Here is a 25338-nt window from a genome sequence, read left to right on the forward strand (position 1 = left end):
GGCACCTTCCCCGAACCGGTACGTCCCCGAGCCGATAGCCCCGTCGCGGGCGCCCCGGACTCCTGGCCCCGGACGCGCCCGGTCCCGGTTCTCCGCCCGTACCGGGCCCCCGCCGCGACAGCCCGGGGCGGCGGGTCCCTTGCGAGGAGCGGGATCCCGGTGCGCCTCAGCCCGACAGGGGCAGGGCCGCCAGCTGGGCCAGCACCCAGGTCAGTGGGGCGAACACCAGCAGCAGCGCCGCCGCCCGCAGCGCCGTCGCGGACCGCAGGACGGACGAGTGGGCGCCCAACCGGTGGAGGGTCTCCGCGTTCCGTGCCCTGTCCTGCCTCGCCTCGATGGCCGAGGTGAGCAGGGACGCCGTCGTGCAGCCGAGCACCAGGACGGCCCCGAGCGCGGTGAGCGGCCCGAAGGGGCGCGAGCCCGGTTCGTACAGCGCCATCGCGGCGACGGCGCCCGAGACGACGGCGCACACGATGCCCAGCGGCCGGCCGATGCGGCGGGCCTCGTCCATCAGGACCCGGCCCGCCAGCAGCCGCACGGCCCCCGGCCGCGCCGACTGGAGCAGTCGGCCGCAGAGGTGGGTGAGGCCGGGGCCGGCGAGCGCCAGGCCGGTCGCGGTGAGGACCCAGCCGGCGAGCACACCGGCGGGGGTGGAGTCGAGCCTGCCGGGCAGCGGGAAGGGGCTGCCCCCGGAACCCCGGCTCGCGTACGCCTCCACCGCCAGCCCCGCGGCGGCCAACGCCACGCCCCAGGGCAGGCCGGCCGGAGCCTGGGCGGGGGAGAGGGGCTCCTCCGCCGCGAACGGTTCGTCCTCGGCCGGGGCCGTGGGCCGGGACCGCAGGGCCAGCGCGCTCGCGACGGACGCCGCTACCGGAACGAGCGCCAGCAGGACCAGGGCGGCGGCGAGCGGCAGCGGGGTACCGGCCCCCAGGAACTCCGCCGCGCCCCCGTCGAAGGGGAGCCCGGTCAGATCGCCGCGCAGATGCAGGAAGAAGAGCAGGGCCACCATCGAGCCGAGGGTGGTGGCGACCGCCGTGGAGACCGCGGCGAGCACCGACAGCCGGACCGGTCCGAGACCGAGGGCGGAGAGTCCGGCACGCGGCCGGGTGCTCGGGTCCGTACGGGCCACGGCGACGGCGAACTGCACGGTGGCCGCGAGCGGTACCGAGCACCAGAGCAGGCGCAGGACCGAGCCCGCGGCCCGGTCCGGGTGGGCGGAGGCGTGACCGAGGGTGCTCAGCAGCAGGAAGCCCACCCCGGCGGATGCGGAGGCGACCAGCAGCCGCCTGACCAGGACGAGGGGATGGGAGCCGCGGACTAGACGGAGAGCGAGCACGCCGAGCGGCCTTCCGTATCGGCCACGGCGGGCAGTCTGACGGTGGCGACCCGGCGGCCGTCCAGCATCGGGACCGTACGGTCGGCGAGTGCGGCGATCTCCACGTCGTGGGTGGCGATCACCACGGTGATGCCGTGCGAACGTGCCGCCGCCGTGAGGGTCCGCAGCAGTTGGTTGCGGTCGGCCCCGTGCAGGGTCGCGGTCGGCTCGTCAGCGAAGATCACGGAGGGGGAGGCGGTGAGGGCGCGCGCCACGGAGATCCGCTGACGCTGGATCTGGAGCAGCGCGTGCGGTCGCTTCCTGGCGAGCGGTCCGATGTCCATGCGCTCCAGCCACTCCATGGCGGCCTTCTTGGCGGTGCGGTGGGAGGTACCGCGCAGCAGCAGCGGCAGCGCGGCGTTCTCCCAGGCGCTCAGCTCGGGGACGAGTTGCGGATCGGAGGCGATCCAGCCGAACCGGTCGCGGCGCAGTTGTTCGCGCATGCGGGGGCCCATGGTGTGGACCGGCACGCTGTTGAACCACACCTCGCCCTGCTGCGGCACCAGTTGGCCGGAGAGACAGTGCAGCAGCGTGGACTTGCCGCTGCCGCGCGGCCCGGTCACGGCGAGGATCTCGCCGTCGCGGACACCGAGCGAGACACCGCTGAGGCCCGGCGATCCATTGTGGGAGTGATGCAGGGAGCGCGCCCACATCACGTCGTTGTCCGGCGGGGCCACCATGGCGTACACCTCGGTTCAGGTCAGTTTCCCGTTCCCCCGTACGGGGGAACGAAGACGCGGCCGATCGGTCACTGGGCACGGTAGGGAGTCGCGCCGAGGTGTGCGAACAGCACGCGGCCCGGATGAGTCCGTTCTCACTCGAACGGGCGCATTCGGGCCGAGGTGACCACGGTGGACGGGTCGGTGTGCAAGGGCTGCCGGGGCGTGGCGCGGGGTCAGAGCGTGGCCCAGGCCTCCGTCAGGACGGACCGGAGAATGCCTTCGATCTCGTCGAAGGTGGACTGGTCGGAGATGAGCGGCGGAGCGAGCTGGATGACCGGATCGCCCCGGTCGTCGGCGCGGCAGTAGAGCCCGTTGTCGAAGAGCGCCTTGGAGAGGAAGCCGTAGAGCACGCGCTCCGTCTCCTCGTCGGTGAACGTCTCCTTGGTGGCCTTGTCCTTCACCAGTTCGATGCCGTAGAAGAAGCCGTTGCCCCGGATGTCGCCGACGATCGGGAGATCGTGCAGCTTGTTCAGGGTGGAGAAGAAGGCGTCCTCGTTGTCCAGCACGTGCTGGTTGAGGCCCTCGCGCTCGAAGATGTCGAGGTTGGTCAGGGCGACGGCCGCCGAGACCGGGTGGCCCCCGAACGTGTAGCCGTGCAGGAAGGTGTTGCCGCCCTGGTAGAACGGCTCCGCGACCCGGTCCGAGACGATGCAGGCACCGATCGGGGAGTACCCGGAGGTCATGGCCTTGGCGCAGGTGATCATGTCGGGCACGTAGTCGAACTTGTCGCAGGCGAACATGGTGCCGAGGCGTCCGAAGGCGCAGATGACCTCGTCGGAGACGAGCAGCACGTCGTGCCGGTCGCAGATCTCGCGCACCCGCTGGAAGTACCCCGGCGGCGGCGGGAAGCAGCCACCCGCGTTCTGCACCGGCTCCAGGAAGACTGCCGCGACCGTGTCGGGGCCCTCGAAGAGGATCTCCTGCTCGATCTGGTCGGCGGCCCAGCGGCCGAAGGCCTCGGGGTCGTCGCCGAAGAGGGACGCACGGTAGATGTTGGTGTTGGGGACCTTGCGCGCGCCGGGGACGAGCGGTTCGAACGGCGCCTTGAGGGCGGGGAGGCCGGTGATCGACAGGGCGCCCTGCGGGGTGCCGTGGTAGGCGACGGCGCGGGAGATGACCTTGTACTTGGTCGGCTTTCCCTGGAGCTTGAAGTACTGCTTCGCCAGTTTCCAGGCGGTCTCGACGGCCTCGCCGCCGCCCGTGGTGAAGAAGACCTTGTTGAGGTCGCCGGGCGCGTAGTCGGCGAGGCGCTCGGCGAGTTCGACGGCCTTGGGGTGGGCGTACGACCACACGGGGAAGAAGGCCAGTTCCTGGCCCTGCTTGTACGCCGCTTCGGCGAGCTCGTGCCGCCCGTGCCCGGCGTTGACCACGAAGAGGCCGGAGAGGCCGTCGAGGTAGCGCTTCCCCGCGGCGTCGTAGATGTAGGTGCCCTCGCCCCGCACGATGGTGGGCACGGGTGCGCTCTCGTAGTCCGACATGCGGGTGAAGTGCATCCACAGGTGGTCGTACGCGGTTCGGCTGAGGTCCTTGCTCACGGCTATCGGGTTCCCCACATGTAGGTCTGCTTCTTGAGCTTGAGGTAGACGAAACTCTCGGTGGAGCGCACGCCGGGGATGGTCCGGATACGGGTGCCGATCGTCTCCAGGAGGTGGTCGTCGTCCTCGCAGACGATCTCCACCATCAGGTCGAAGGAGCCCGCGGTCATCACCACGTATTCGCACTCGGTCATCGCCGTCAGGGCTTCGGCGACCGGTTCCACGTCACCGGACACCTTGACGCCGACCATCGCCTGCCGGCGGAAACCCACGGTCAGCGGGTCGGTGACCGCGACGATCTGCATGACGCCCTGGTCGAGCAGCTTCTGCACGCGCTGGCGTACGGCGGCCTCGGAGAGGCCCACGGCCTTGCCGATGGTCGCGTACGGCCTGCGTCCGTCCTCCTGGAGCTGTTCGATGATCGCCAGGGAGACGGCATCGACCGCTGGGGTCGATCCGTTCCCGGTCCGGGACTCCGCGTTACGACTGGCCACGGGGACCACTCTGCACCGGGACTCCCGTGAGTGGCAAGCAGGGATCGATGAAATTCGTTGTCCTGGTGTTCGTATCCGACTGAATCCGCACACGCTGGGTGCAGGGCATGTCGAAAGCGTCTGCGTCCCGATGAGCGCACCGTAGGCTTGCCATGAGGCACCGGGCCCACGAAGACCTAAGAGAAGGAGGGGTGGCTGTGACCACCGAGGTGCGCCGACTGCGCAACTACATCGACGGGGAATTCCGGGACGCGGCGGACGGGCGGACCATCGATGTGGTCAACCCGGCCACGGAGGAGGTCTACGCGACGTCGCCGCTCTCCGGGCAGGCCGACGTCGACGCCGCCATGGCGGCCGCCGCCGCGGCGTTCCCGGCGTGGCGCGACACCACGCCCGCCGAGCGGCAGAAGGCCCTGCTCAAGATCGCCGACGCGTTCGAGGAGCACGCGGAGGAGCTGATCGCGGCGGAGTCGGAGAACACCGGCAAGCCGCTGGCGCTCACCCGCAGCGAGGAGATCCCCCCGATGGTGGACCAGATCCGCTTCTTCGCGGGCGCCGCCCGGATGCTGGAGGGGCGCTCGGCGGGTGAGTACATGGAGGGCCTCACCTCGATCGTCCGGCGCGAGCCGGTCGGTGTCTGCGCCCAGGTAGCGCCGTGGAACTACCCGATGATGATGGCGGTCTGGAAGTTCGCCCCGGCTCTGGCGGCGGGGAACACCGTCGTCCTCAAGCCGTCCGACACGACCCCCGCATCGACGGTCCTGATCGCCGGGATCATCGGCGAGATCCTCCCCGCCGGTGTCTTCAACGTCATCTGTGGCGACCGTGAGACCGGCCGCGCGATGGTGGAGCACCCGACCCCCGCGATGGTCTCGATCACCGGTTCCGTCCGGGCCGGTACGCAGGTCGCCGCGTCGGCGGCCAAGGACGTCAAGCGCGTCCACCTGGAACTGGGCGGCAAGGCGCCCGTCGTGGTCTTCGAGGACGTGGACATCGACAAGGCGGTGGCCGGGATCTCCGAGGCGGGCTACTTCAACGCCGGCCAGGACTGTACGGCGGCGACCCGGGTGCTGGTGCACGAATCGGTGCACGACGCGTTCGTGGCGGCCCTCGCCGCGGCGGCCAAGGAGACGAAGACGGGCCTGCCGGACGACGAGGACGTGCTCTACGGCCCGCTCAACAACGCGGCCCAGCTCGCCCAGATCAGCGGGTTCATCGACCGCCTCCCGGCCCACGCCACCGTCGAGGCCGGCGGCCACCGGGTCGGCGACAGGGGCTACTTCTGGGCGCCGACCGTCGTCTCCGGCCTCCGCCAGGACGACGAGATCATCCAGAACGAGGTCTTCGGGCCGGTCATCACGGTGCAGTCCTTCACCGACGAGGCCCAGGCCCTGGAGTTCGCCAACGGCGTCGAGTACGCGCTCGCCTCCTCGGTGTGGACCAAGGACCACGCCCGTGCGATGCGGATGTCGAAGAACCTCGACTTCGGCTGCGTCTGGATCAACACCCACATCCCGCTGGTCGCCGAGATGCCGCACGGCGGCTTCAAGAAGTCCGGCTACGGCAAGGATCTCTCGGGGTACGGCTTCGAGGACTACACCCGGATCAAGCACGTCATGACCTCGCTCGAAGGCTGACCGCTCCGCCCGGCCCGGTGACCCACACCGGGCCGCGCCGCAGGGCTCCGGGCTCCACGGCTCCCGAACGGCCCCGGTTCTCCGGGGCCGTTCGGCGTTCCCGGGGTGCGGCGGGTGACCGCCGGGGCCGTTTGCCGGGCCTATTTGAACGCGTTCAGAAATGGCGTACAGTGCGGAACATGAGCGAACGGGTCCTGTTGCGGCGCATACGCGTGTGGTTGGTCTTCTTCATCGTCTGTCTGGCACTGAGCGGGCTCACCGCCTTCCCCCTGGTGCACGAACTCCGCTGGACCGAGGGACTCCTGGCCTCCTCCGCGTCACCGGTTCCCGAGCACCTGCCCGCCCTCATGGAGTGGATCACCCGGGTGCGCACCGGTCTCGACGAGGCCGACGCGCGCCACCCCTTCGTGCTGTACGGGACCGACTGGCTGGCCTTCGCCCATCTCGTCATCGCCGTGGCGTTCTACGGCCCCTACCGCGATCCGGTCCGCAACATCTGGGTCGTGGAGTTCGGCATGATCGCCTGCGCCGGCATCCTGCCCCTCGCCCTGATCTGCGGGCCGTTGAGAGGCATCCCGTTCTGGTGGACGGTCATCGACATGTCGTTCGGCGTCTTCGGGGTGGTGCCGCTGCTCATGGTGCGGCGGCTGATCAAGAGGCTGGAAGCGGTGGGCCGGAGCGCCGGTGGGCCGTCACCCCGGCTCTCGGCCGCCCCGGCGGCCTGAGGGACGGGCCCGGCCGCCCGGCCGTTCCGGGGCGACCGGGAAGGGGTCAAGCAGCCTTTCCGGAGGGCGAGCCGGTGACCAGGCGGCGCAGTACGTCGATCCGGTTGGTGGTGATCGAGTCGACCCCGTGGGCGATGAGCCGTCGCATGGTGCGCCCGGTGTCGGCCGTCCAGGTGGAGACGAGCAGGCCGTCCCGGTGGACGCGGTCCGTGAGGTCCCGCGTCACCAGCCCGAACCGGTAGTTCAGCCAGCGCGGGCCGATCGCCGCGAGGAGCTCGGGGCGGGGCGGGGCGAGGGTCGTCCAGGTCAGGGCGATCTCGGCGGAGGGGTCGTTGGCGCGTACCCGCATCATCGCCTCGGGTCCGGCGCAGTAGTAGGCGCGGTCGGCCGCCCCGCACTCGCGCACCGTACCCACGATTCTCCGTACCGAGGCGTCGGTGGAGCCGGGCAGGTCCACCATCAGCCGGTGCGGGCCGGCCGCGGCCAGCGCTTCGCGCAGGGTCGGCACCCCGCCGCCGGTGCGCTCCGCCAACTCGGCGTGGTCGAGGCCGTCCACCCGGCGGTCGAGGCCCCAGAGACGGTCCAGCGTGGCGTCGTGGAGCAGTACGGGGACCCCGTCCCGGGTCACCCGGACGTCGATCTCGACCGCGTCCGCCCCCCGTTCGAGGGCGGACCGGATCGAGGAGAGCGTGTTCTCACGGACGCGGTAGGGATCTCCGCGATGCCCCACGGCGGTGACGGTGTGTGCCATGGGGCCATTGTCGCGTCCGGAGCGGTGGCCGGTTCAGCGGTTGGGGGCCGTCAGCCACTGTGTCGTGTAGGTGTCGATCTCGGCAGCCAGCTTCCGCTTCCCGGCGGGGTCCATGAAGGAAGCCTCCACCGCGTTCTTCGCCAGCTCCGCGATCCCGCGCTCGTCGAGGTCCAGCAGGCGGGCGGCCACGGCGTACTCGTTGTTGAGGTCGGTCCCGAACATCGGCGGGTCGTCGCTGTTCACGGTGACCAGGACACCGGCCGCCACCATCTCCTTGACCGGGTGGGCGTCCAGGTCCGCCACCGCGCGCGTCGCGATGTTGGAGGTCGGGCAGACCTCCAGCGCGATCCGTCGCTCCGCGAGGTGCTGGAGCAGGGCCGGGTCCCGCACGGAGCTGGTCCCGTGCCCGATGCGCTCGGCGCGCAGCGCCGTCAGCGCGTCCCACACCGTCTCCGGGCCCGTGGTCTCGCCGGCGTGCGGCACCGAGTGGAGCCCGGCGGCGATGGCGCGGTCGAAGTACGGCTTGAACTGCGGACGGTCCACCCCCACCTCGGGGCCGCCGAGCCCGAACGACACCAGCCCCTCGGGCCGCAGGTCCAGCGCCAGCCGGGCGGTCTCCTCGGCCGCTTCGAGCCCGGCCTCCCCGGGGATGTCGAAGCACCAGCGCAGTACGGTGCCGAACTCCGCCTCGGCCGCCTTGCGGGCGTCCTCTATGGCCTCCATGAAGCCCTGCTCGGGGATGCCGCGCCGGGTCGAGCTGTACGGGGTCACGGTCAGCTCGGCGTACCGGATGTTCTGCCGGGCCATGTCGCGGGCGACCTCGTACGTGAGCAGCCGTACGTCCTCCGGGGTGCGGACCAGGTCCACCACCGAGAGGTACACGTCGATGAAGTGGCCGAAGTCCGTGAAGGTGAAGTAGTCGGCCAGCGCCTCGGGGTCGGTGGGCACCTTGGAGTCCGGGTGGTGGGCGGCGAGTTCCGCCACGATGCGGGGGGACGCCGAGCCGACGTGGTGGACGTGGAGTTCGGCCTTGGGCAGTCCCGCGATGAAGGGACGGGGGTCGGTCATCAGAGCTCTCCGGGGGTTCTCGGTACGCCGGCACCGACCGCCCAGGGCGTCCGGTCCTCCGGCGGGGGCCCGCCGGTGGCACCGAACATCGTAGGCGGCTCCGGGCGGCTCGGGCCGGGCCGTAGCATGACCTGACCACGAGGGGGGAGTCATATGACAGAGAACACCGAGCCGCCGACGGGCGGGGAGGCGCCGCGCGATCCCTGGGCGGCGCCGGACCGCAGGGTCGAGTTGGGCAAGGAGGGCGGGGATGTCCGTCCGCCGGTCCACGACCAGCCGACCGTCACGGCAGGGCCGGCCTACGGGGGCCCGGGTCCCTGGGCGGACCCGGCCGCAGGAGGCTACGGCCCGCCGCCCGCACAGGGCGGCTACGGGCCGGGGCCCGCGGCGATGATGCCCCCGCCACCGGTGTCCCCGGGCGGCCCCGGGCAGCAGCCGATGGGCCAGTACGGCTACCCGGCCCCGGCGCAGCCGTACCCCACCTACACCGGCTACGACGCGTACGGCGGCCAGGGGGTCTGGGCGCCCGTGCCGGCGAACGGGATGGGCGTCACGGCGATGGTGCTGGGCATCGTCTCGATCTGCCTGTTCTTCATGTGGGGGGTCCTGAGCATCATCCTGGGGGTGCTGGCCCTGATCTTCGGCATCCTGGGCCGCAAGCGCGCGCAGCGGGGTGAGGCCAACAACGGCGGCCAGGCGCTCGCCGGCATCATCACCGGTTCGATCGGCATTCTGATCGGCGCGGTGGTCGTCGGGTTCCTCATCTGGTCCATCGCCATGTTCGCGGGCGAGGACGACGAGGACGATTCGTACTACGACGACCCGTACGCGACCTCGCTCGTGATCGACCAGGGCTGACGCCACCCGTCCGCCCGGGCCTTCCCGCGGCCCGCCCGGGCCTTCCCGCGGCCCGCCCGGGCCGCGCGGTGGCGGCCCGGGCGCGGGCTCAGGAGGGCCCCGGTGTTCCCGGCCCCGGTGCTCCGGCGCGGAGTCGCTCCCGCGCCTCCATCAGCGCGAAGCCCAGCAGGTTGAGGCCGCGCCACCGCCTGGGGTCCTCGGCCCGCTCGTCGTCCTTCGCCAGCCCGATGCCCCAGATCCGGTCCACCGGGCTCGCCTCGACCAGGACACGGTCCCCGGTGGCGAGCAAGTACGCGCGCAGCTCCGGGTCCTGACCGAACTTGTGGACGCTGCCCGCCACCACGAGGCCGAAGCGCTCCCGCACCCACACGTCCTCGTCGAAGTCCCGGACGAGACGCCCCGCCTTCTTCGCGGCGGCCGGAGTGCGGGCCTCCAGCACGGCGAGCTCCGCCTCGGCGTCACCGAAGAGACGCGCCTTCCGGGCCATCATCCAGTGTTCGGCCGAGGGATACGTCACACCGTCGACAGTGAACGGCGACGGCCACCACTGGCTCAGACAGGACGCGCCCAGCCTGCCGTCCGGAAGCGGGCGGTGGCCCCAGAACGGGAGGTACCTGACCCGTTCACCGCTCTCGGTCGCTGCCACGAGCCGTTCCGTCCACACCGCGGGGTCCTGGTGCGCCCGGCTTTCCGGCGCGCTCCCGCCCGGTGTGGTGTGCTCCCCGTTCTCGCTGTTCAGGCTGCTCTCCATGGGGCCGACCCTCTCATCCGCCACCGACGGACGGGGGGTGGATTTTCCCTGCTCAGGGAGGGGTGATCACCAGGCGATCAACAGATATCGTCGTGTAATCCAAAAGCAACAACGGAATCCCTTGTTGCGTGCATCTCATTCTGCCAAGATCGGCAGTCAACTCAGGGAGATGCCCCGCCGGCCCCGTGCGGTGGACAGCTCCGGCTCCGGAGGAGAACCCATGCACAGCGCCTCTCCCCTGCGTGACCGCTTCGCCGGCGGCGCCCAGTTCATCGGCGGGAAGCTGCGCCCGGGAACCTCCGGCCGGTTCCAGGACGTGGTGGATCCGGCGACGGGCGCGACCGTGCTGACCTATGAACTCGCCTCCACCGCCGACGTGGACGACGCCGTCGCCGCCGCGCACGACGCCTTCCCCCGCTGGTCCGGTGCCACCCCGGCCGAACGGTCCGAGGCGCTCCAGCGGTTCGCGGCCGTACTGACCGCGCAGGCCGACGCGTTCGCCCGGGTCGAGTCGCTGCAGTGCGGCAAACCGATCAAGCTCACCACCGGCTTCGACGTGCCCGGCACCATCGACAACACCGCCTTCTTCGCCGGGGCAGCCCGTCATCTGGAGGGCAAGTCGGCCGGTGAGTACGACGGTGACCACACCTCGTACGTGCGCCGCGAGGCCCTCGGGGTCATCGGCTCGATCGCTCCCTGGAACTACCCGCTCCAGATGGCCGCGTGGAAGATCCTCCCGGCGATCGCGGCCGGCAACACCGTCGTGCTGAAGCCCGCCGAGATCACCCCTCTGACGGCCCTGATGTTCGCGCGGGCCGCGGCGGAGGCCGGGATTCCGGACGGGGTCGTCAACATCGTCAGCGGCACCGGCCCGGTCGCCGGTGAGCATCTGGTGAGCCACCCCGACGTGGTGATGACCTCCTTCACCGGCTCCACCGCCGTCGGCAAGCGGGTCGCCGCCCTCGCCACCTCCACGGTCAAGCGCCTCCACCTCGAACTCGGCGGCAAGGCCCCGTTCGTGGTCTTCGACGACGCCGACCTCGACGCGGCGGTGCACGGGGCGGTCGCCGGAGCGCTCATCAACACCGGCCAGGACTGCACCGCCGCGACCCGGGCCTACGTCCAGCGTCCGCTGTACGAGGCATTCGTCACCGGCGTCGCCGAGCTGATGGAGACCGTCCGCCTCGGCGACCCCGGCGACCCGCACACCGATCTCGGACCGTTGATCAGCCATGCCCAGCGCGACCGGGTCGCCGGATTCGTGGAGCGCGCCCGGGCCGGCGCCACCGTCGTCACCGGCGGCGAGGCCCCCGGCGGGGCACTGGCCGACGGCGCCTACTACCGGCCGACCCTGATCACCGGAGCCGACCGGAACAGCGAGATCGTCACGGCCGAAATCTTCGGACCCGTACTGGTGGCGCTGCCCTTCGACACCGACGACGAGGGAATCCGGCTCGCCAACGACACCCCCTACGGCCTCGCCGCGTCCGCCTGGACCCGGGACCTCTACCGCGCCGGCCGGGCCACCCGCGAACTCCGGGCCGGCTGCGTCTGGATCAACGACCACATCCCGGTCATCAGCGAGATGCCGCACGGCGGCTACGGAGCCAGCGGCTTCGGCAAGGACATGTCGTCGTACTCCTTCGAGGAGTACACGCAGATCAAGCACGTGATGTACGACAACACCGCGGTCGCCCGGAAGAGCTGGCACCGCACGATCTTCGGAGACCGATAACAGCGTCGCCGCGGCGGCGGAACCACCCGAGAGGAAAACAACCGTATGGACCGTCACGAGCCGGAGGCCCGGGGCACCGCCCTGAACGCGGCCCTGCGCCGCAGCCTCACCAACGGCCGCTCCGCCCTCACCAGGCGTTCGCTCCTGCGCGCCTCCGGGGCGGGCGCCCTCGCGCTCGGCGGCATCGGCGCGCTGAGTGCCTGCGGCATCCCGCCGGCCAAGCGGGACGGTGACACCGGGGCCGCGTCCGACGACCGCTCGGCCCAGGAGAAGACGGTCGCCTTCTCCAACTGGACCGAGTACATGGACACCGGCGAGGACGAGAAGGGCCACCCCACCCTCGACGCGTTCCGGCGCCGCACCGGGATCACGGTCAAATACACCGAGGACATCAACGACAACGTCGAGTTCTTCGGGAAGATCAAGCCCCAGCTGGCCGCGGGCCAGAACACCGGCCGCGACCTCATCTGCGTCACCGACTGGCTCGCCGCCCGCCTCATCCGGCTCGGCTGGGCGCAGAGACTCGACCCCGCCCACCTGCCCCACGCGTACGCGAACCTCTCCGCGCAGTTCCGCACCCCCGACTGGGACCCCGGGCGCGCCTACACGTACCCCTGGACCGGCATCACCACCGTCATCGCCTACAACATCAAGGCGACCGGCGGCCGGAAGGTCGACTCGATCACCCAGCTCCTCGACGACCCCAAGCTCAAGGGGAGGGTCGCCTTCCTCTCCGAGATGCGCGACTCGGTCGGCATGACCCTCCTCGACCTCGGCAAGGACCCCGCCTCCTTCACGGACGCCGACTACGACGCCGCGATCGGCCGGATGCAGAAGGGCGTCGACACCCACCAGATACGCCGCTTCACCGGCAACGACTACACCGCCGACCTAAGCAAGGGCGACCTCGCCGCCTGCGTCGCGTGGGCCGGAGACATCATCCAGCTCCAGGCGGACAACCCGGACATCAGATACGCGATCCCCTCGGCCGGTTACATCACCTCCACCGACAACCTGTTGGTCCCGGCGCAGGCCACGCACAGGGCGAACGCCGAGAAGCTGATCGACTACTACTACGAGCCCCCGGTCGCCGCCCAGCTCGCCGCCTACATCAACTACGTCTGCCCGGTCGACGGCGTACGGGACGAACTCGCCAAGATCGACGAGTCGATGGCCGCCAACACCCTGATCCTCCCCGACAAGGCGATGGCGGCGAAGTCGCGCGCCTTCCGCTCGTTGAGCACCGACGAGGAGACGGCGTACGAAGAGAAGTTCGCCAAGCTCATCGGAGCCTGAGCCACCCCGCCCGGACTTGTCCGGGCACCCGCGCTGACCTTTCCCGCCCACCGCGCTGACCTTTCCCGCCCACCGCCCTGATCTTTCCCGCCCACCGCGCTGATCTTTCCCGCCCACCGCCCTGATCTTTCCCGCCCACCGCCCTGAGATCTCTCCCCCTGCACACACCGGGACCGCGACCCATGACACAGCAGCAGACTCCGGACGGCGACGTCCGCCTCGCCGGGATCAGTAAGACGTTCGGCTCCTTCACCGCCGTGCACCCGCTCGACCTCACCGTCCCCCAGGGCTCCTTCTTCGCCCTCCTCGGTGCCTCGGGCTGCGGGAAGACCACCACCCTGCGGATGATCGCGGGACTGGAGGAGGCCACCACCGGCACCGTTCACCTCGGCGGCCGGGACATCACCGGGCTGCCCCCGCACAAGCGCCCCGTGAACACCGTCTTCCAGAGCTACGCCCTCTTCCCGCACCTCGACATCACCGAGAACGTCGCCTTCGGGCTGCGCCGACGAGGCATCAAGTCCGTCAAGAAGCAGGTCGACGAGATGCTCGACCTCGTCCAGCTCGGCGACTTCGCCCGTCGCAAGCCGCACCAGCTCTCCGGAGGCCAGCAGCAGCGCGTCGCCGTCGCCCGCGCCCTCATCAACCACCCCCGGGTGCTGCTCCTCGACGAGCCGCTCGGTGCCCTCGACCTCAAACTGCGCCGCAACATGCAGATCGAGCTCAAGCGCATCCAGACCGAGGTCGGCATCACCTTCGTGCACGTCACCCACGACCAGGAGGAGGCCATGACCATGGCCGACACCGTCGCGGTGATGAACGGCGGCCGGGTCGAGCAACTCGGCGCCCCCGCCGACCTCTACGAGAACCCGCGCACCACCTTCGTCGCCAACTTCCTCGGCACGTCGAACCTCATCGAGGGCGAGATCCTCGCCACCGGCACCGACCTCGTCGTCACGGCCGGCGGCGCGACGTTCCGGCTGCCCGCCGACCGGTGCGCCGCCCCCACCACCACCGGCGGGCGGCTCCTCGTCGGCGTCCGGCCGGAGAAGATGTCGCTCACCCACACCGACGACGCCGACTCGATACCCGACGGCCGCAACCGCGTCGGCGGCCGCATCGCCGACTCCAGCTTCATCGGGGTCTCCACGCAGTACCGGGTGGAGACCCCGGCCGGCCCCGCACTCCAGGTCTACCAGCAGAACATCGAACGCGACGGCCGCCTGGTGCCCGGCGCCGAGGTGGTCCTGCACTGGAACCCGGCCCACACCTTCGCGCTCGACGCGACCCAGTCGGTGCTCGCCGGCACCACCGCCGACGACGGCACCGCGACGGCCACGGACGCGCCGTGAGCACCACCGAAGCGCCCCCGGCGCCCCCGGAGCCCGTACCGCCGACGGCACCCGCGATCCGCAAGCCCTCCGCCCGCCGACGCCTGGTGCCGTACTGGCTGCTGCTCCCCGGCATCGCCTGGCTGCTCGTCTTCTTCGCGCTGCCGATGGTCTACCAGGCCTCCACCTCGGTGCAGACCGGCTCGCTGGAGAAGGGGTACGAGGTCACGTGGCACCTCGCCACCTACTGGGACGCGCTCTCCGACTACTGGCCGCAGTTCGTCCGCTCCCTGCTGTACGCGGGTACCGCCACCCTGCTCTGCCTGCTGCTCGGCTACCCGCTCGCCCACTTCATCGCCTTCAAGGCGGGCCGCTGGCGCAACGTGGTGCTCGTGCTGGTCATCGCGCCGTTCTTCACCAGCTTCCTGATCCGCACGCTGGCCTGGAAGACGATCCTCGCCGACGGCGGCACCGTCGTGGACGTGCTCGGCGCCCTCCACGTCCTGGACGTCACCAGCTGGCTCGGCTGGACCCAGTCCGACCGGGTACTCGCCACCCCGCTGGCGGTGGTCTGCGGTCTGACGTACAACTTCCTGCCGTTCATGGTGCTGCCGCTCTACACCTCGCTGGAACGGATCGACCCCCGGCTGCACGAGGCCGCGAGCGACCTCTACGCCACCCCGGCCACCACCTTCCGCAAGGTCACCTTCCCGCTCTCCATGCCCGGGGTCGTCTCCGGCACCCTGCTGACCTTCATCCCGGCGAGTGGCGACTACGTCAACGCCGAGCTGCTCGGCTCCACCGACACCAAGATGGTCGGCAGCGTCATCCAGTCGCAGTTCCTCCGGGTACTGGACTACCCGACGGCCGCCGCGCTGTCGTTCATCCTCATGGCGGTCGTCCTGGTCACGGTCACCGTCTACATCCGCCGCTCCGGGACGGAGGACCTGCTCTGATGCCCGTCGTACGTTGGCTCCGACGCCAGCTCGTCGTGATCGCGGGGTTGCTGACCCTCGCCTACATGATCGTCCCGAACGTCGTGGTGATGGTCTTCTCCTTCAACGACCCCAAGGGGCGCTTCAACTACTCCTGGCAGCGGTTCTCCCTGGACGCCTGGAAAGACCCGTGCGGCGTCGCGGACCTCTGCGGCTCCCTGTCGCTCTCGTTCCAGCTCGCCGCCTGGGCCACCGTGGGTGCCACGGTGCTCGGCACCATGATCGCCTTCGCCCTCGTCCGCTACCGCTTCCGGGCGCGCGGGACCATCAACTCGCTGATCTTCCTGCCAATGGCCATGCCCGAGGTCGTCATGGCCGCGTCCCTGCTCACACTCTTCCTCAACATGGGCGCACAGCTGGGGTTCTGGACGATTCTCATCGCCCACATCATGTTCTGCCTCAGCTTCGTCGTCACGGCGGTCAAGGCACGCGTCATGTCGATGGATCCCCGGCTGGAGGAGGCCGCGCGCGATCTCTATGCGGGACCCGCGCAGACCTTCCTGCGGGTGACCCTGCCGATCGCCGCCCCCGGAATCGCCGCGGGAGCCCTGCTCGCCTTCGCGCTCTCCTTCGACGATTTCATCATCACCAATTTCAACGCCGGCTCCACGGTGACCTTCCCCATGTACGTCTGGGGATCGGCGCAGCGCGGCACGCCGGTGCAGATCAACGTCATCGGCACCGCGATGTTCGTCATCGCGGTGGGGGCGGTCGTCGTCGGCCGGCTCGTCACCGACCGGCGGAAGAACAAATCCCCTTTCTGAGAATCTCCACCTTTTCGAGGAGTTGGAAGCCATGGCCCCAGCAGCCATGCGTAGTGCGGCAGAATCCCTCGCCGGCGCCAAGCCGGTCTCCTACTGGCTCGACGACCCGGGAAAGCCGGACGCGCTGCCCGCCCTCGCCGGCGACGAGCACTGCGACCTCCTCGTCGTCGGCGGAGGCTACAGCGGACTGTGGGCGGCGCTCCGGGCCAAGGAGCGCGACCCCGGACGGGAAGTCGTCCTGATCGAGGGTGACGAAGTGGGCTGGGCCGCTTCGGGACGCAACGGCGGCTTCTGCGCCGCCTCCCTCACCCACGGCCTCGCCAACGGCCTGGAGCGCTGGCCCGGCGAGATCGGCACGCTGGAGCGGCTGGGCGCGGAGAACCTCGACGCCATCGAGGAGACCGTGCACCGCCACTCCATCGACTGCGACTTCGAGCGCTCCGGGGAGATCGATGTCGCCACCGCCCCGCACCAACTCGACGAGTTGCGCGCCTGGCACCGGGAGACCGAGGAACTGGGCCTGGGCGGGCTGGAGTTCCTCGACCGGGACGCGGTACGCGCGGAGGTCGACTCGCCGACCTTCCTCGGCGGACTGCTCGACCGGCGCGGGGTCGCCATGCTCCACCCGGCCCGCCTCGCCTGGGGGCTGAAGCGGGCCTGCCGGGCACTCGGCGTCCGGATCTACGAGCACACCCGCGGCCTCGACCTGGCCCGCGCCGGCACCGGGATGGCCGTGCGCACCCCGTACGGCCGGGTCTTCTCCCGGCAGGTGGCGCTCGGTACGAACATCTTTCCCTCGCTCGTCCGACGGGTCCGCCCCTACACCGTGCCGGTGTACGACTACGCGTTGATGACCGAACCGCTGGACGCCGGACAGCTCGCCTCGATCGGCTGGCGGAACCGGCAGGGGCTCGGCAGCAGCGCCCACCAGTTCCACTACTTCCGGATCACCGCCGACCACCGCATCTTGTGGGGCGGATACGACGCCGTCTATCCGTACGGTGGCCGGATCAGCGCCGGACTCGACCAGCGTCCCGAGACGTTCCTGACCCTCGCGCAGCAGTTCTTCGCGTGTTTCCCCCAGCTCTCCGGGGTGCGGTTCAGCCATGCCTGGGGCGGGGCCATCGACACCTGCTCCCGTTTCTCCGCCTTTTACGGAACGGCCCACCGGGGGAGGGTCGCCTATGCGGCCGGATACACCGGGCTGGGAGTCGGGGCGACCCGTTTCGGGGCCGATGTGATGCTCGATCTGCTTTCCGGGGAGAGGACCGCGAGAACCGCGCTGGAAATGGTCCGCACAAAACCGGTGCCCTTTCCTCCGGAGCCGTTCGCCTGGGCCGGCATCTCGCTCACCAAGCGCTCCCTCGCGCGGGCCGACCGCCGCGGCGGCCACCGCGATCTCTGGCTGCGGACCATGGACCGGCTCGGCCTCGGTTTCGACAGCTGACCCCGCCGTCGCACCGTCCGCCCGGCGACCCACCGGTACCGGGGTGTGATGCAGGTCACTGCTGACGGTGGGGAAACCCGCGTCATGATGCGCGCTCCACGTGCTCTCCCTTCCGGACACTCCGTCACATCAGGTGGCGGAGGCCGCGGGAGAGGGAGGCCGGTCATGCGTGGCTCGGTGGAGAAGGCGGCGGCGGAGTGGCTGGCATCGGCGGCGCCGGACCCGGAAGCCTGCTCGTGGGAGTGGGAGCGCAGCCCGCGGGGCGTGGTGCTCCTGCCCACCGGCAGGCGCTGGGACGTGCTGGTCCTGTCCGCGAGGCTGGGTCATCCGACGCTCGACGTGCTCACCCGTCTGATCCGCAGGCCCGGCCCGGTGCTGGCCGGCTTCGGTGACGCCCGGATGGGCTTCTTCGTGCCGCCCGGCACCGCCGGGCGGTGGATCGGCACGGGGGTGCGGAGCTTGGGGACCGGTACCTGGATCGTGGTCCCGCGCCCGGGGCGGGCTGTCGGGGGAGTGCGCTGGCTGGTGGCGCCCGACGGGTCGGGGACGCTCACCGACCCGGTCCTGCTGGAACTCGCGATGCACGAGGCGGCGGCCGTCGTGGCGGCTCGTGAACGGTACGCGGACGGCGGTGACCTGGGCCGATGAGCCGGCGGGCCGCCGGGGGAGGGGTGCGGGGGCACGGGATGCCGCAGAAGGTCCGGTGTCAGTGGTCTTGACAACCCCGATTGGTCTGGACCATGTTGTGCGCGCCGCCCCATTCCCCCTCGTACGGAGGCAGTTGTGGAACGCAGACGACGTCCTGCCCCATTCACCAGAGCCCTGGCCGCGTTCTCCGTGAGCCTGCTGGCGGCCGGCACCCTCGCCGCCATGGCCCCCACGGCCGTCGCCGCCGACACCGACCTCGCGCGCAACGGCGGCTTCGAGTCGGGCCTGACCGACTGGACCTGTTCCGCCGGCAGCGGAGTCACCGTCAGCACGCCCGTCCACGGCGGCACCTCCGCACTCAAGGCGACCCCGGCCGGCAGCGACTACGCCAACTGCGCCCAGACCGTCACGGTGAAGCCGGGCTCCACCTACACGCTGAGCGCCTGGGTCCAGGGGGACTACGTCTACCTCGGCGCGACCGGTACCGGCACCACCGACGTCTCCACCTGGACGCAGTCCTCCGGCGCGTGGAAGCAGCTCTCCACCACCTTCACCACCGGCTCCGCCACCACCTCCGTCACGATCTGGACCCACGGCTGGTACGGCACCTCCGCCTACTACGCGGACGACCTCAGCCTCACCGGCCCCGGCGGCGCCCCGGTCACCGTGCCCGCAGCCCCCACCGGCCTGAAGGCCGGCACCCCCACCGCCACCTCCGTACCGCTCTCCTGGACGGCCTCCCCCGGTGCCACCGGCTACCAGGTCTACCGCGGCGGTACGAAGGTCGCCTCGGTCACCGGCACCTCCACCACCGTGACCGGCCTCACCGCCTCCACGGCGTACAGCTTCCAGGTCACCGCCACCAACTCGGCCGGTGAGTCCGCGAAGTCCGCGGCCGTCACGGCGACGACCGCGGCCACCGGCTCCACCGGCGGCGGGAACAACGCCGGTCTGCCCGACCACGCGCTCGTCGGCTACCTCCACTCCAGCTTCGCCAACGGCTCCGGCTACACCCGGATGGCCGACGTCCCCGCCTCCTGGGACGTCATCAACCTCGCCTTCGGTGAGCCGACCTCCGTCACCTCGGGCGACATCCGCTTCTCGCTCTGCCCGGTCACCGAGTGCCCCAACGTCGAGTCGGAGGCCGAGTTCAAGGCGGCCATCGCCGCCAAGCAGGCGGCGGGCAAGAAGGTGCTGATCTCGATCGGCGGCCAGAACGGCCAGGTCCAGCTCGCCACCACCGCCGCCCGGGACGCCTTCGTCACCTCGGTGTCCAAGATCATCGACACCTACGGGCTGAACGGCCTGGACATCGACTTCGAGGGGCACTCCCTCTCGCTGAACACCGGTGACACCGACTTCCGCTCACCCACCACGCCCGCCATCGTCAATCTGATCGCAGCGGTGAAGACCCTCAAGGCCAAGTACGGCTCGGGCTTCGTGCTCACCATGGCGCCGGAGACCTTCTTCGTCCAGCTCGGGTACCAGTACTACGGATCGGGCCCCTGGGGCGGGCAGGACCCGCGCGCCGGGGCCTATCTGCCGGTGATCCACGCCCTGCGCGACGACCTCACCCTGCTGCACGTCCAGGACTACAACTCGGGCTCCATCATGGGTCTGGACAACCAGTACCACTCGATGGGCGGCGCCGACTTCCACATCGCCATGACCGACATGATGCTCACCGGCTTCCCGGTGGCAGGCGACCAGACGAAGATCTTCCCGGCCCTCCGCCCCGACCAGGTCGCCGTCGGCCTCCCCGCCTCCACCCAGGCCGGCAACGGGTACACCGCCCCCGCAGAGGTCACCAAGGCGCTGAACTGCCTGACGAAGAAGACCGACTGCGGGAGCTACCAGACCCACGGGACCTGGCCGCAACTGCGCGGCCTGATGACCTGGTCGATCAACTGGGACCGCTACAACAACGGCCAGTTCGCCCGGAACTTCGACGCCTACTTCGGCTGATCCGGAGTCCCGGCCGCGGGTCCGTCCCCGGCCGGGACCCCACCGGCCGCACCGGTACCGGTGCGCCCGGTCCATCGCCGGGCGCACCACAGCGGGGCGAGCAGCAGACCGCTCAGCCACAGGCTGCCGAGCACGTCGAGCGGCCAGTGGTAACCCCGCAGCATCAGACCGGCGCCCGTCGCCGCCGTCAGCAGGGCGGCGGCGACGGGCGCCATCCAACGTCGTGGCGGGTACGCCATGAGGAGCAGGGCGGACGCCCCGTACGCCACCGCCGCGGTCGCCGTATGGCCGGACGGGTAGTAGCCGGTGTACGGCACCAGCGGGCCCTGCCGGTCGGTCCACACCTTCAGCGGTACGACCACCAGGGGCACCGCCACCATGGTCAGCGCCGCGATCAGCACGGTGCCCCGGGCACCCCGCCACAGCGCGTACAGCAGCGCACCGGCGAGGACCGGCAGGGCGACCGGCATCCCGCCGAGGTCGGAGAAGACCTGGGCGACCCCTTGGGGGCCGTGGCCGATGAGGCCCTTGCCGACGCGCTCGTCGAGCCGGAGCAACGGGCCGGCCGCCACCACCTGCCAGGTGGTCAGGGCGAAGAGGGCCGCCATCAGACAGGCCCAGGAAAAGAGGAGGGCCGGCCGCCGGGGAACAGGGGGGGTTGTTCCGGGACGGCCGGCCGGATCGGTCCGCCGCGCGCCCCGGGGGGTGTGGGGCGGGCGGCCGTCCGATCGGTGAGGAGTGCCGGAGCCAGAGGCTCCGGTGATGCGCGCGAACGCGCCACCGGGCAGGTGCCGGGGAAGCCCCGACCCGATGCTGTCCGCGGTTCCCTGCGGACGGGGTGTTTCTCTCATCTGCCGAAACCGTACGGCAGCTCGGGCCCCGGGGCCAGACACGACGTGATCCCGCCATCGCCCTCGCACACCTTCTTCACAGGCCCTCACTCCACTGCCGCGAATCCCCTGGGAAACGGCGCTCCGCAGGGATTCGCATTCGCACGGATCAGAGGGTGGAGAAGGACTGTTCGATGATGTCCAGGCCCTCGTTCAGCAGGTCCTCGCCGATGACCAGCGGCGGCAGGAAGCGCAGCACGTTGCCGTAGGTGCCACAGGTCAGCACCAGCAGGCCCTCGGCGTGGCAGGCCTTGGCCAGCTTGCCGGCGGCCTCCGCGTCCGGCTCCTTGGAGCCTGACTTCACCAGCTCGATCGCGATCATGGCGCCGCGACCGCGGAGGTCACCGATGATGTCGCCGTTCGGCAGCTTGTCCCGCATCGCCGAGAGCCGGTCCTTCATGACCTCCTCGATGCGCTTGGCCTTCCCGTTCAGGTCCAGCTCGCGCATCGTCTCGATCGCGCCGAGCGCACCCGCGCAGGCGACCGGGTTGCCGCCGTAGGTGCCGCCCAGGCCCCCGGCGTGCGCGGCGTCCATGATCTCGGCGCGGCCCGTCACGGCGGAGAGCGGCAGACCGCCCGCGATGCCCTTGGCGGTGGTGATCAGGTCCGGGACGATCCCCTCGTCCTCACAGGCGAACCACTGGCCGGTGCGGCAGAAGCCGGACTGGATCTCGTCCGCGACGAAGACGATCCCGTTCTCCTCGGCGAACCGCGCGATGGCCGGCAGGAAGCCCTTGGCCGGCTCGATGAAGCCGCCCTCGCCGAGCACCGGCTCGATGATGATCGCCGCGACGTTCTCCGCGCCGATCTGCTTGGTGATCTCGTCGATGGCCTGTGCGGAGGCCTCGGCACCGGCGTTCTCGGCGCCCGTCGGCCAGCGGTAGCCGTAGGCGACCGGGACGCGGTAGACCTCGGGGGCGAACGGACCGAAGCCCTGCTTGTACGGCATGTTCTTCGCCGTCAGCGCCATCGTGAGGTTCGTCCGGCCGTGGTAGCCGTGGTCGAAGACGACGACCGCGGTGCGCTTGGTGTAGGCGCGGGCGATCTTCACCGCGTTCTCGACGGCCTCGGCACCCGAGTTGAAGAGCGCGGACTTCTTGGCGTGGTCGCCGGGGGTCAGCTCGGCGAGCTGCTCGCAGACCTCCACGTACCCCTCGTACGGCGTCACCATGAAGCAGGTGTGGGTGAAGTCGGTGAGCTGCGCGGAGGCGCGGCGCACGACGGCCTCGGCGGAGGCGCCCACGGAGGTCACGGCGATGCCGGAGCCGAAGTCGATCAGACGGTTGCCGTCCACGTCCTCGATGATCCCGCCACCGGCCCGCGCGGCGAAGACGGGCAGGGTGGAGCCCACGCCGGCGGCGACCGTGGCGACACGGCGGGCCTGCAGTTCCACCGACTTCGGGCCGGGGATCGCGGTGACGAGGCGGCGCTCCTGCGGGACTGCGGACATGAGGGCTCCTGGGGTGCGGTGCGGGCGGGGGTGGCGCGGACGCTTCTGATGTTTGCAGGCTGGGTTCTGTACAACCCGTACAGACCCTGGGGCCTGTGGGGGGTTGTACAGACCCTAGGGGCGCGGGAGGGGGCCGGTCATGCTCCGATCGGGAGTGGTGGGGGCGTGTCCTTGTCCGTCACGGACAGAACGGAGGGGGAGCGGAAACCCGGCGCGAAAGCCGTTCGTCCCTGGGTCCGGCTGCGGTGCACGGGCCCGCCGGGGCCGGGAAACCCGCGCGCCGGTGCCCACCATCCGGGCGCCTTTGCTGAACTCCCCGTCCCCGCCCACTAGATTGGCCGGGGCACGGACGGACCTGGCTGGTCAGGGGGAACGGTTCATGGAGAACGACGGCACGTACGGCGCCCGGGACACGCGGTCTGGGTGGGTGCCGCATCCCGTGGGGCCGCCCCCTGCCGCTCCGCCCCCAGGCGTCCCGCCCCGCCCCCGCACCGCGCCCTCGGCGGCGCCGTCCCTCGACGCCTGGCTGAGCACCCCACGCCCGGCCGAGGAGCCGGGCGTCTGGCGGTACGGCCACCGGCCCCCGCCGCCCGAGAGGTCCGAGGAGGCCGAGGACCGGCAGCTGCTGACCGGCGCCCTGATCTCCGTACTCGCCGGCATCCTGCTCTGGTCGCTCTGGCGCAACGGCTACCTCCCCTACCGCCTGCTGCCGCTGCGGGCGTTCACCCCGAGCGACTGGTGGTACGCGGGCACCAACAGCCCGGCCACCGTCCAGGGCCGCGACGCCATCAGTGTGTACGAGGGAATCCTCTTCGGCCTCCTCCTCTACGGCTGCGGCAGGCTGGGCAACTGGGCCGAGGTGTTCCGCCGGTACGTCGCCGAGCGCGGGCAGCCCTTCCGGGCGGCGACCGCGCTGGGACTCGCCGGCTTCGCGCAGCTCCTGGTGTGGAAGGAGACGATCCCGGTGGCGCGCCCGGTGCTCGCCCTCGTCGTCTCCGTCGCGGGCGGGCAGTTCCTCCAGAGCCAGGCCGCCTCGAACTGGATCTACGCGGCGATCACCCTCGCGGTGCTCGCGCCGTTCGCCGTCCTCGGCGACTGGCGCTCCCTGCTGACCGGCCGGCGCGGGCCCGCCCCCGCGGCGGACGGCACGGCGGACGGACCCGGCGCGGTCGACCCCGAACACTCCCCGGCCCGCTGGCCCGAACTCCGGGCGGCCGGCCAGACCGAGGCCGCCGAGACGCTCACCGCGGAGGTCCGGGCCGGCCGGATGAACGACGTGGACTGCGCCCGGCTCCACCAGGCCTGGACCGTGGCCCGGCAGCGGCCCGACACCGTCGCCCCGTTCACCGACTCGGTGCTGCGCAAGGGGGGAGGGGCCTTCCTCCACCCCTCCGGCCGCCGCGACCTGCCGTCGCGCACCGCCGCCCACGACCTGCTCACCGGGCAGGTCCGCATCGGCCGCTGCTCCGCCGACCCGCACAACCCGTACGTCCGGCGCGGGTCCGGCGTCGCACTGGAGACCGCCCTGCTCGGCACCTCGCTGCTGGCGGTCGGGCCCCCCGGCAGCGGCAAGTCGGCGCGGCTGGCGCGCCCGGTCGTCGAATGCCTCGCCCTCCAGGCGCTCGCCGGGCGGGCCGCCGTGCTCGCCGTGGGCGGGGGCGGCACCGACCTGGGGCCGGACGACCTCTACGACGTGGTCGTGACGATCGGCGGCCCCGGCGCCGCCCACGGCCTCGACCTGTACGGCGGCACCACCGACCCCGACGAGGCGGCCGCGGTGCTCGCGGAGGGGCTCGTCGGCGACGTGGAGACGGTCGACGTACGCCGGGCCGTCACCGTGCTGGTCCAACTGCTCGGCCCCTACCGGGCGGTGCACGGGGTCTTCCCGTCCGTGCCCGAACTGCGGGAACTCCTCGACGGCCACCCGGCCGCGCTCGCCGCGCTGCGGGGAGCGGCGGAGGCCGGCGGCCACCGGGCGATGCTCCGGGAGCTCGACGCCCGTACCCGGCAGTCCGGCGGACCCGGCGACCCCGGACCGGTCCTGGCCGACCGGCTCGCCCTGCTCGACCGGCCCGCGCTCGCCGCCTCCTTCGCCGACGGACCCGACGCCGCGCCGTTCTCCCTGCGGTCGATGGAGCGGCTGCCGCTGCGGGTGAGGATCGACCTGCCCGAGCGCGCGCACGCCGAGGCGTCCCGGCTCCTCGCCCGGCTGATCCTCGCCCAGTTCACCGCCGTCGCCGCCGCGCGCCCGGACCGCGCCCTCTTCCTCGGCCTCGTCCTGGACGACGCGACGCGGGCCGTCACCGAGGAGACGGTGCGCGGCATCCGCCGGCTCCGCTCCGTCAACGCCGGCGTGCTCCTCACCCTGCGGACCGTCGACGACGTTCCCGAGCGGCTGCACACGGCGCTGCTCGGCGCCGTCGGTTGCAGCATGGCCTTCGCCGGGGTCACCACCTGGGACGGGAAGCGCTTCTCGGAGGCGTGGGGCAAGGAGTGGATGGAGACCCGGGAGGTCGCCCAGCATGCCGTCTTCGCCGACCAGAGCGTCACCCGCGCCCTCCACGCGCTGCGCAAGCTGGTGACCGGGAAGGCGGTGACCCGCGACGCGGTGACCGTGCGCCGGGTCGAGCGGGAGCGCTGGTCCGCCTCGGAGCTGGCGTACGCGGTGCCGGCCGGCCACGCGGTGGTCTCGCTGACGAACGTCGCGGGGGAGCGCACCCCGCCGCTCCTGGTGGAGCTCGGCGGTTGAACCGCCCCCCGGCAGCCGGATCGTCGCAGCCGGATTGTCGCAGCCGGATCGTGAAGGCCGGTCATCGATCGTGAGGGCCGGTCGTCGGGGGGATCGTCCGGCGGGGCCATTGTGCCGCCCTGGCACAATCGGAGGTGTCCGTTCGTACAGGA

20 protein-coding genes and 1 pseudogene are annotated in these 25338 nt (G+C 71.4%); 12 read left to right on the forward strand and 9 right to left on the reverse strand.

Features of this window, described 5'->3' with window-relative positions:
• Positions 1 to 166 precede the first annotated feature (166 nt).
• From ACFYPN_RS21560 to ACFYPN_RS21575, 4 genes are all read right to left on the reverse strand, one after another.
• Positions 167 to 1336, reverse strand: a complete 1170-nt coding sequence (locus tag ACFYPN_RS21560; protein ID WP_389300166.1) for a hypothetical protein — start codon at positions 1334 to 1336, stop codon at positions 167 to 169.
• A complete protein-coding gene (locus ACFYPN_RS21565; RefSeq protein WP_358756680.1) occupies positions 1318 to 2055 on the reverse strand; it encodes an ATP-binding cassette domain-containing protein in 738 nt (245 codons plus the stop codon). The genes ACFYPN_RS21560 and ACFYPN_RS21565 overlap by 19 nt, the downstream gene beginning before the upstream one ends.
• Positions 2056 to 2270: 215 nt before the next feature.
• Positions 2271 to 3650 (reverse strand): aspartate aminotransferase family protein, encoded by a 1380-nt coding sequence (locus ACFYPN_RS21570; protein ID WP_358756682.1) that lies wholly within the window; start codon positions 3648 to 3650, stop codon positions 2271 to 2273.
• On the reverse strand, positions 3635 to 4126 hold the full coding sequence (locus ACFYPN_RS21575) for an Lrp/AsnC family transcriptional regulator (protein WP_389300169.1): 492 nt from the start codon (positions 4124 to 4126) through the stop codon (positions 3635 to 3637). Before ACFYPN_RS21575 ends, ACFYPN_RS21570 begins: the two co-directional genes overlap by 16 nt.
• A 197-nt stretch (positions 4127 to 4323) precedes the next feature.
• On the opposite strand from ACFYPN_RS21575, the gene ACFYPN_RS21580 reads away from it, so the two are divergent.
• Together ACFYPN_RS21580 and ACFYPN_RS21585 are read left to right on the forward strand one after the other, a co-directional pair.
• A complete protein-coding gene (locus ACFYPN_RS21580; protein WP_389300172.1) occupies positions 4324 to 5763 on the forward strand; it encodes a gamma-aminobutyraldehyde dehydrogenase in 1440 nt (479 codons plus the stop codon).
• 179 nt (positions 5764 to 5942) lie between these two features.
• Positions 5943 to 6488 carry a hypothetical protein gene (locus tag ACFYPN_RS21585; RefSeq protein ID WP_358756688.1) on the forward strand — a complete coding sequence of 182 codons (546 nt, stop codon included), beginning with the start codon at positions 5943 to 5945 and terminating at the stop codon, positions 6486 to 6488.
• Positions 6489 to 6534: 46 nt separating this feature from the next.
• Here the strand turns inward: ACFYPN_RS21585 and ACFYPN_RS21590 are convergent, their stop codons facing one another.
• The gene (locus ACFYPN_RS21590) at positions 6535 to 7239 is read right to left on the reverse strand and encodes a glycerophosphodiester phosphodiesterase (RefSeq protein WP_389300174.1); all 705 of its coding nucleotides are present in this window, start codon (positions 7237 to 7239) and stop codon (positions 6535 to 6537) included.
• A 33-nt stretch (positions 7240 to 7272) separates the two neighbouring features.
• Positions 7273 to 8307, reverse strand: a complete 1035-nt coding sequence (locus ACFYPN_RS21595) for an adenosine deaminase (protein ID WP_389300177.1) — start codon at positions 8305 to 8307, stop codon at positions 7273 to 7275.
• Between the two features lie 153 nt (positions 8308 to 8460).
• Here ACFYPN_RS21595 and ACFYPN_RS21600 point away from each other — a divergent pair.
• A pseudogene (locus ACFYPN_RS21600) lies at positions 8461 to 9156 on the forward strand (DUF4190 domain-containing protein); the annotation flags it as partial.
• A gap of 97 nt (positions 9157 to 9253) precedes the next feature.
• Here ACFYPN_RS21600 and ACFYPN_RS21605 read toward each other — a convergent pair.
• Positions 9254 to 9916 (reverse strand): NADAR family protein, encoded by a 663-nt coding sequence (locus tag ACFYPN_RS21605; protein ID WP_389300180.1) that lies wholly within the window; start codon positions 9914 to 9916, stop codon positions 9254 to 9256.
• 220 nt (positions 9917 to 10136) lie between these two features.
• Here ACFYPN_RS21605 and ACFYPN_RS21610 point away from each other — a divergent pair, with 220 nt between their 5' ends.
• The 8 genes from ACFYPN_RS21610 (at position 10137) to ACFYPN_RS21645 (ending at position 20097) form a co-directional block, all read left to right on the forward strand.
• Positions 10137 to 11651: a gamma-aminobutyraldehyde dehydrogenase gene (locus tag ACFYPN_RS21610; protein ID WP_389300183.1), complete on the forward strand. Its 1515-nt coding sequence runs from the start codon at positions 10137 to 10139 to the stop codon at positions 11649 to 11651.
• Positions 11652 to 11696: 45 nt separating this feature from the next.
• Complete coding sequence (locus tag ACFYPN_RS21615; protein ID WP_389300186.1) at positions 11697 to 12947, forward strand: PotD/PotF family extracellular solute-binding protein; 1251 nt, start codon at positions 11697 to 11699, stop codon at positions 12945 to 12947.
• A gap of 182 nt (positions 12948 to 13129) precedes the next feature.
• Positions 13130 to 14299, forward strand: coding sequence for an ABC transporter ATP-binding protein (locus ACFYPN_RS21620; protein WP_358756702.1), 1170 nt, complete (start codon positions 13130 to 13132; stop codon positions 14297 to 14299).
• Complete coding sequence (locus tag ACFYPN_RS21625) at positions 14296 to 15234, forward strand: ABC transporter permease (RefSeq protein WP_389300188.1); 939 nt, start codon at positions 14296 to 14298, stop codon at positions 15232 to 15234. Before ACFYPN_RS21620 ends, ACFYPN_RS21625 begins: the two co-directional genes overlap by 4 nt.
• A complete protein-coding gene (locus tag ACFYPN_RS21630) occupies positions 15234 to 16037 on the forward strand; it encodes an ABC transporter permease (RefSeq protein WP_389300190.1) in 804 nt (267 codons plus the stop codon). The genes ACFYPN_RS21625 and ACFYPN_RS21630 overlap by 1 nt, the downstream gene beginning before the upstream one ends.
• Positions 16038 to 16068: 31 nt before the next feature.
• Positions 16069 to 17484 (forward strand): NAD(P)/FAD-dependent oxidoreductase, encoded by a 1416-nt coding sequence (locus ACFYPN_RS21635; protein ID WP_389300193.1) that lies wholly within the window; start codon positions 16069 to 16071, stop codon positions 17482 to 17484.
• Positions 17485 to 17649: 165 nt separating this feature from the next.
• The gene (locus ACFYPN_RS21640) at positions 17650 to 18132 is read left to right on the forward strand and encodes a hypothetical protein (protein WP_389300195.1); all 483 of its coding nucleotides are present in this window, start codon (positions 17650 to 17652) and stop codon (positions 18130 to 18132) included.
• Between the two features lie 135 nt (positions 18133 to 18267).
• Entirely contained in the window at positions 18268 to 20097 is a 1830-nt protein-coding gene (locus tag ACFYPN_RS21645) for a chitinase (protein WP_389300198.1), read from the forward strand.
• Here the strand turns inward: ACFYPN_RS21645 and ACFYPN_RS21650 are convergent.
• Together ACFYPN_RS21650 and gabT are read right to left on the reverse strand one after the other, a co-directional pair.
• Positions 20085 to 20948 (reverse strand): phosphatase PAP2 family protein, encoded by an 864-nt coding sequence (locus ACFYPN_RS21650; protein ID WP_389300200.1) that lies wholly within the window; start codon positions 20946 to 20948, stop codon positions 20085 to 20087. The genes ACFYPN_RS21645 and ACFYPN_RS21650 overlap by 13 nt on opposite strands.
• Before the next feature lie 148 nt (positions 20949 to 21096).
• Complete coding sequence (gene gabT, locus ACFYPN_RS21655; protein ID WP_358756715.1) at positions 21097 to 22437, reverse strand: 4-aminobutyrate--2-oxoglutarate transaminase; 1341 nt, start codon at positions 22435 to 22437, stop codon at positions 21097 to 21099.
• Between the two features lie 379 nt (positions 22438 to 22816).
• Between gabT and ACFYPN_RS21660 the strand changes: the two genes are divergently transcribed.
• The gene (locus tag ACFYPN_RS21660) at positions 22817 to 25186 is read left to right on the forward strand and encodes an ATP/GTP-binding protein (protein ID WP_358756717.1); all 2370 of its coding nucleotides are present in this window, start codon (positions 22817 to 22819) and stop codon (positions 25184 to 25186) included.
• The last annotated feature ends 152 nt before the right edge of the window (positions 25187 to 25338 follow it).

This window comes from Streptomyces sp. NPDC005576 (assembly GCF_042871745.1).
Taxonomy (GTDB): Bacteria; Actinomycetota; Actinomycetes; order Streptomycetales; family Streptomycetaceae; genus Streptomyces.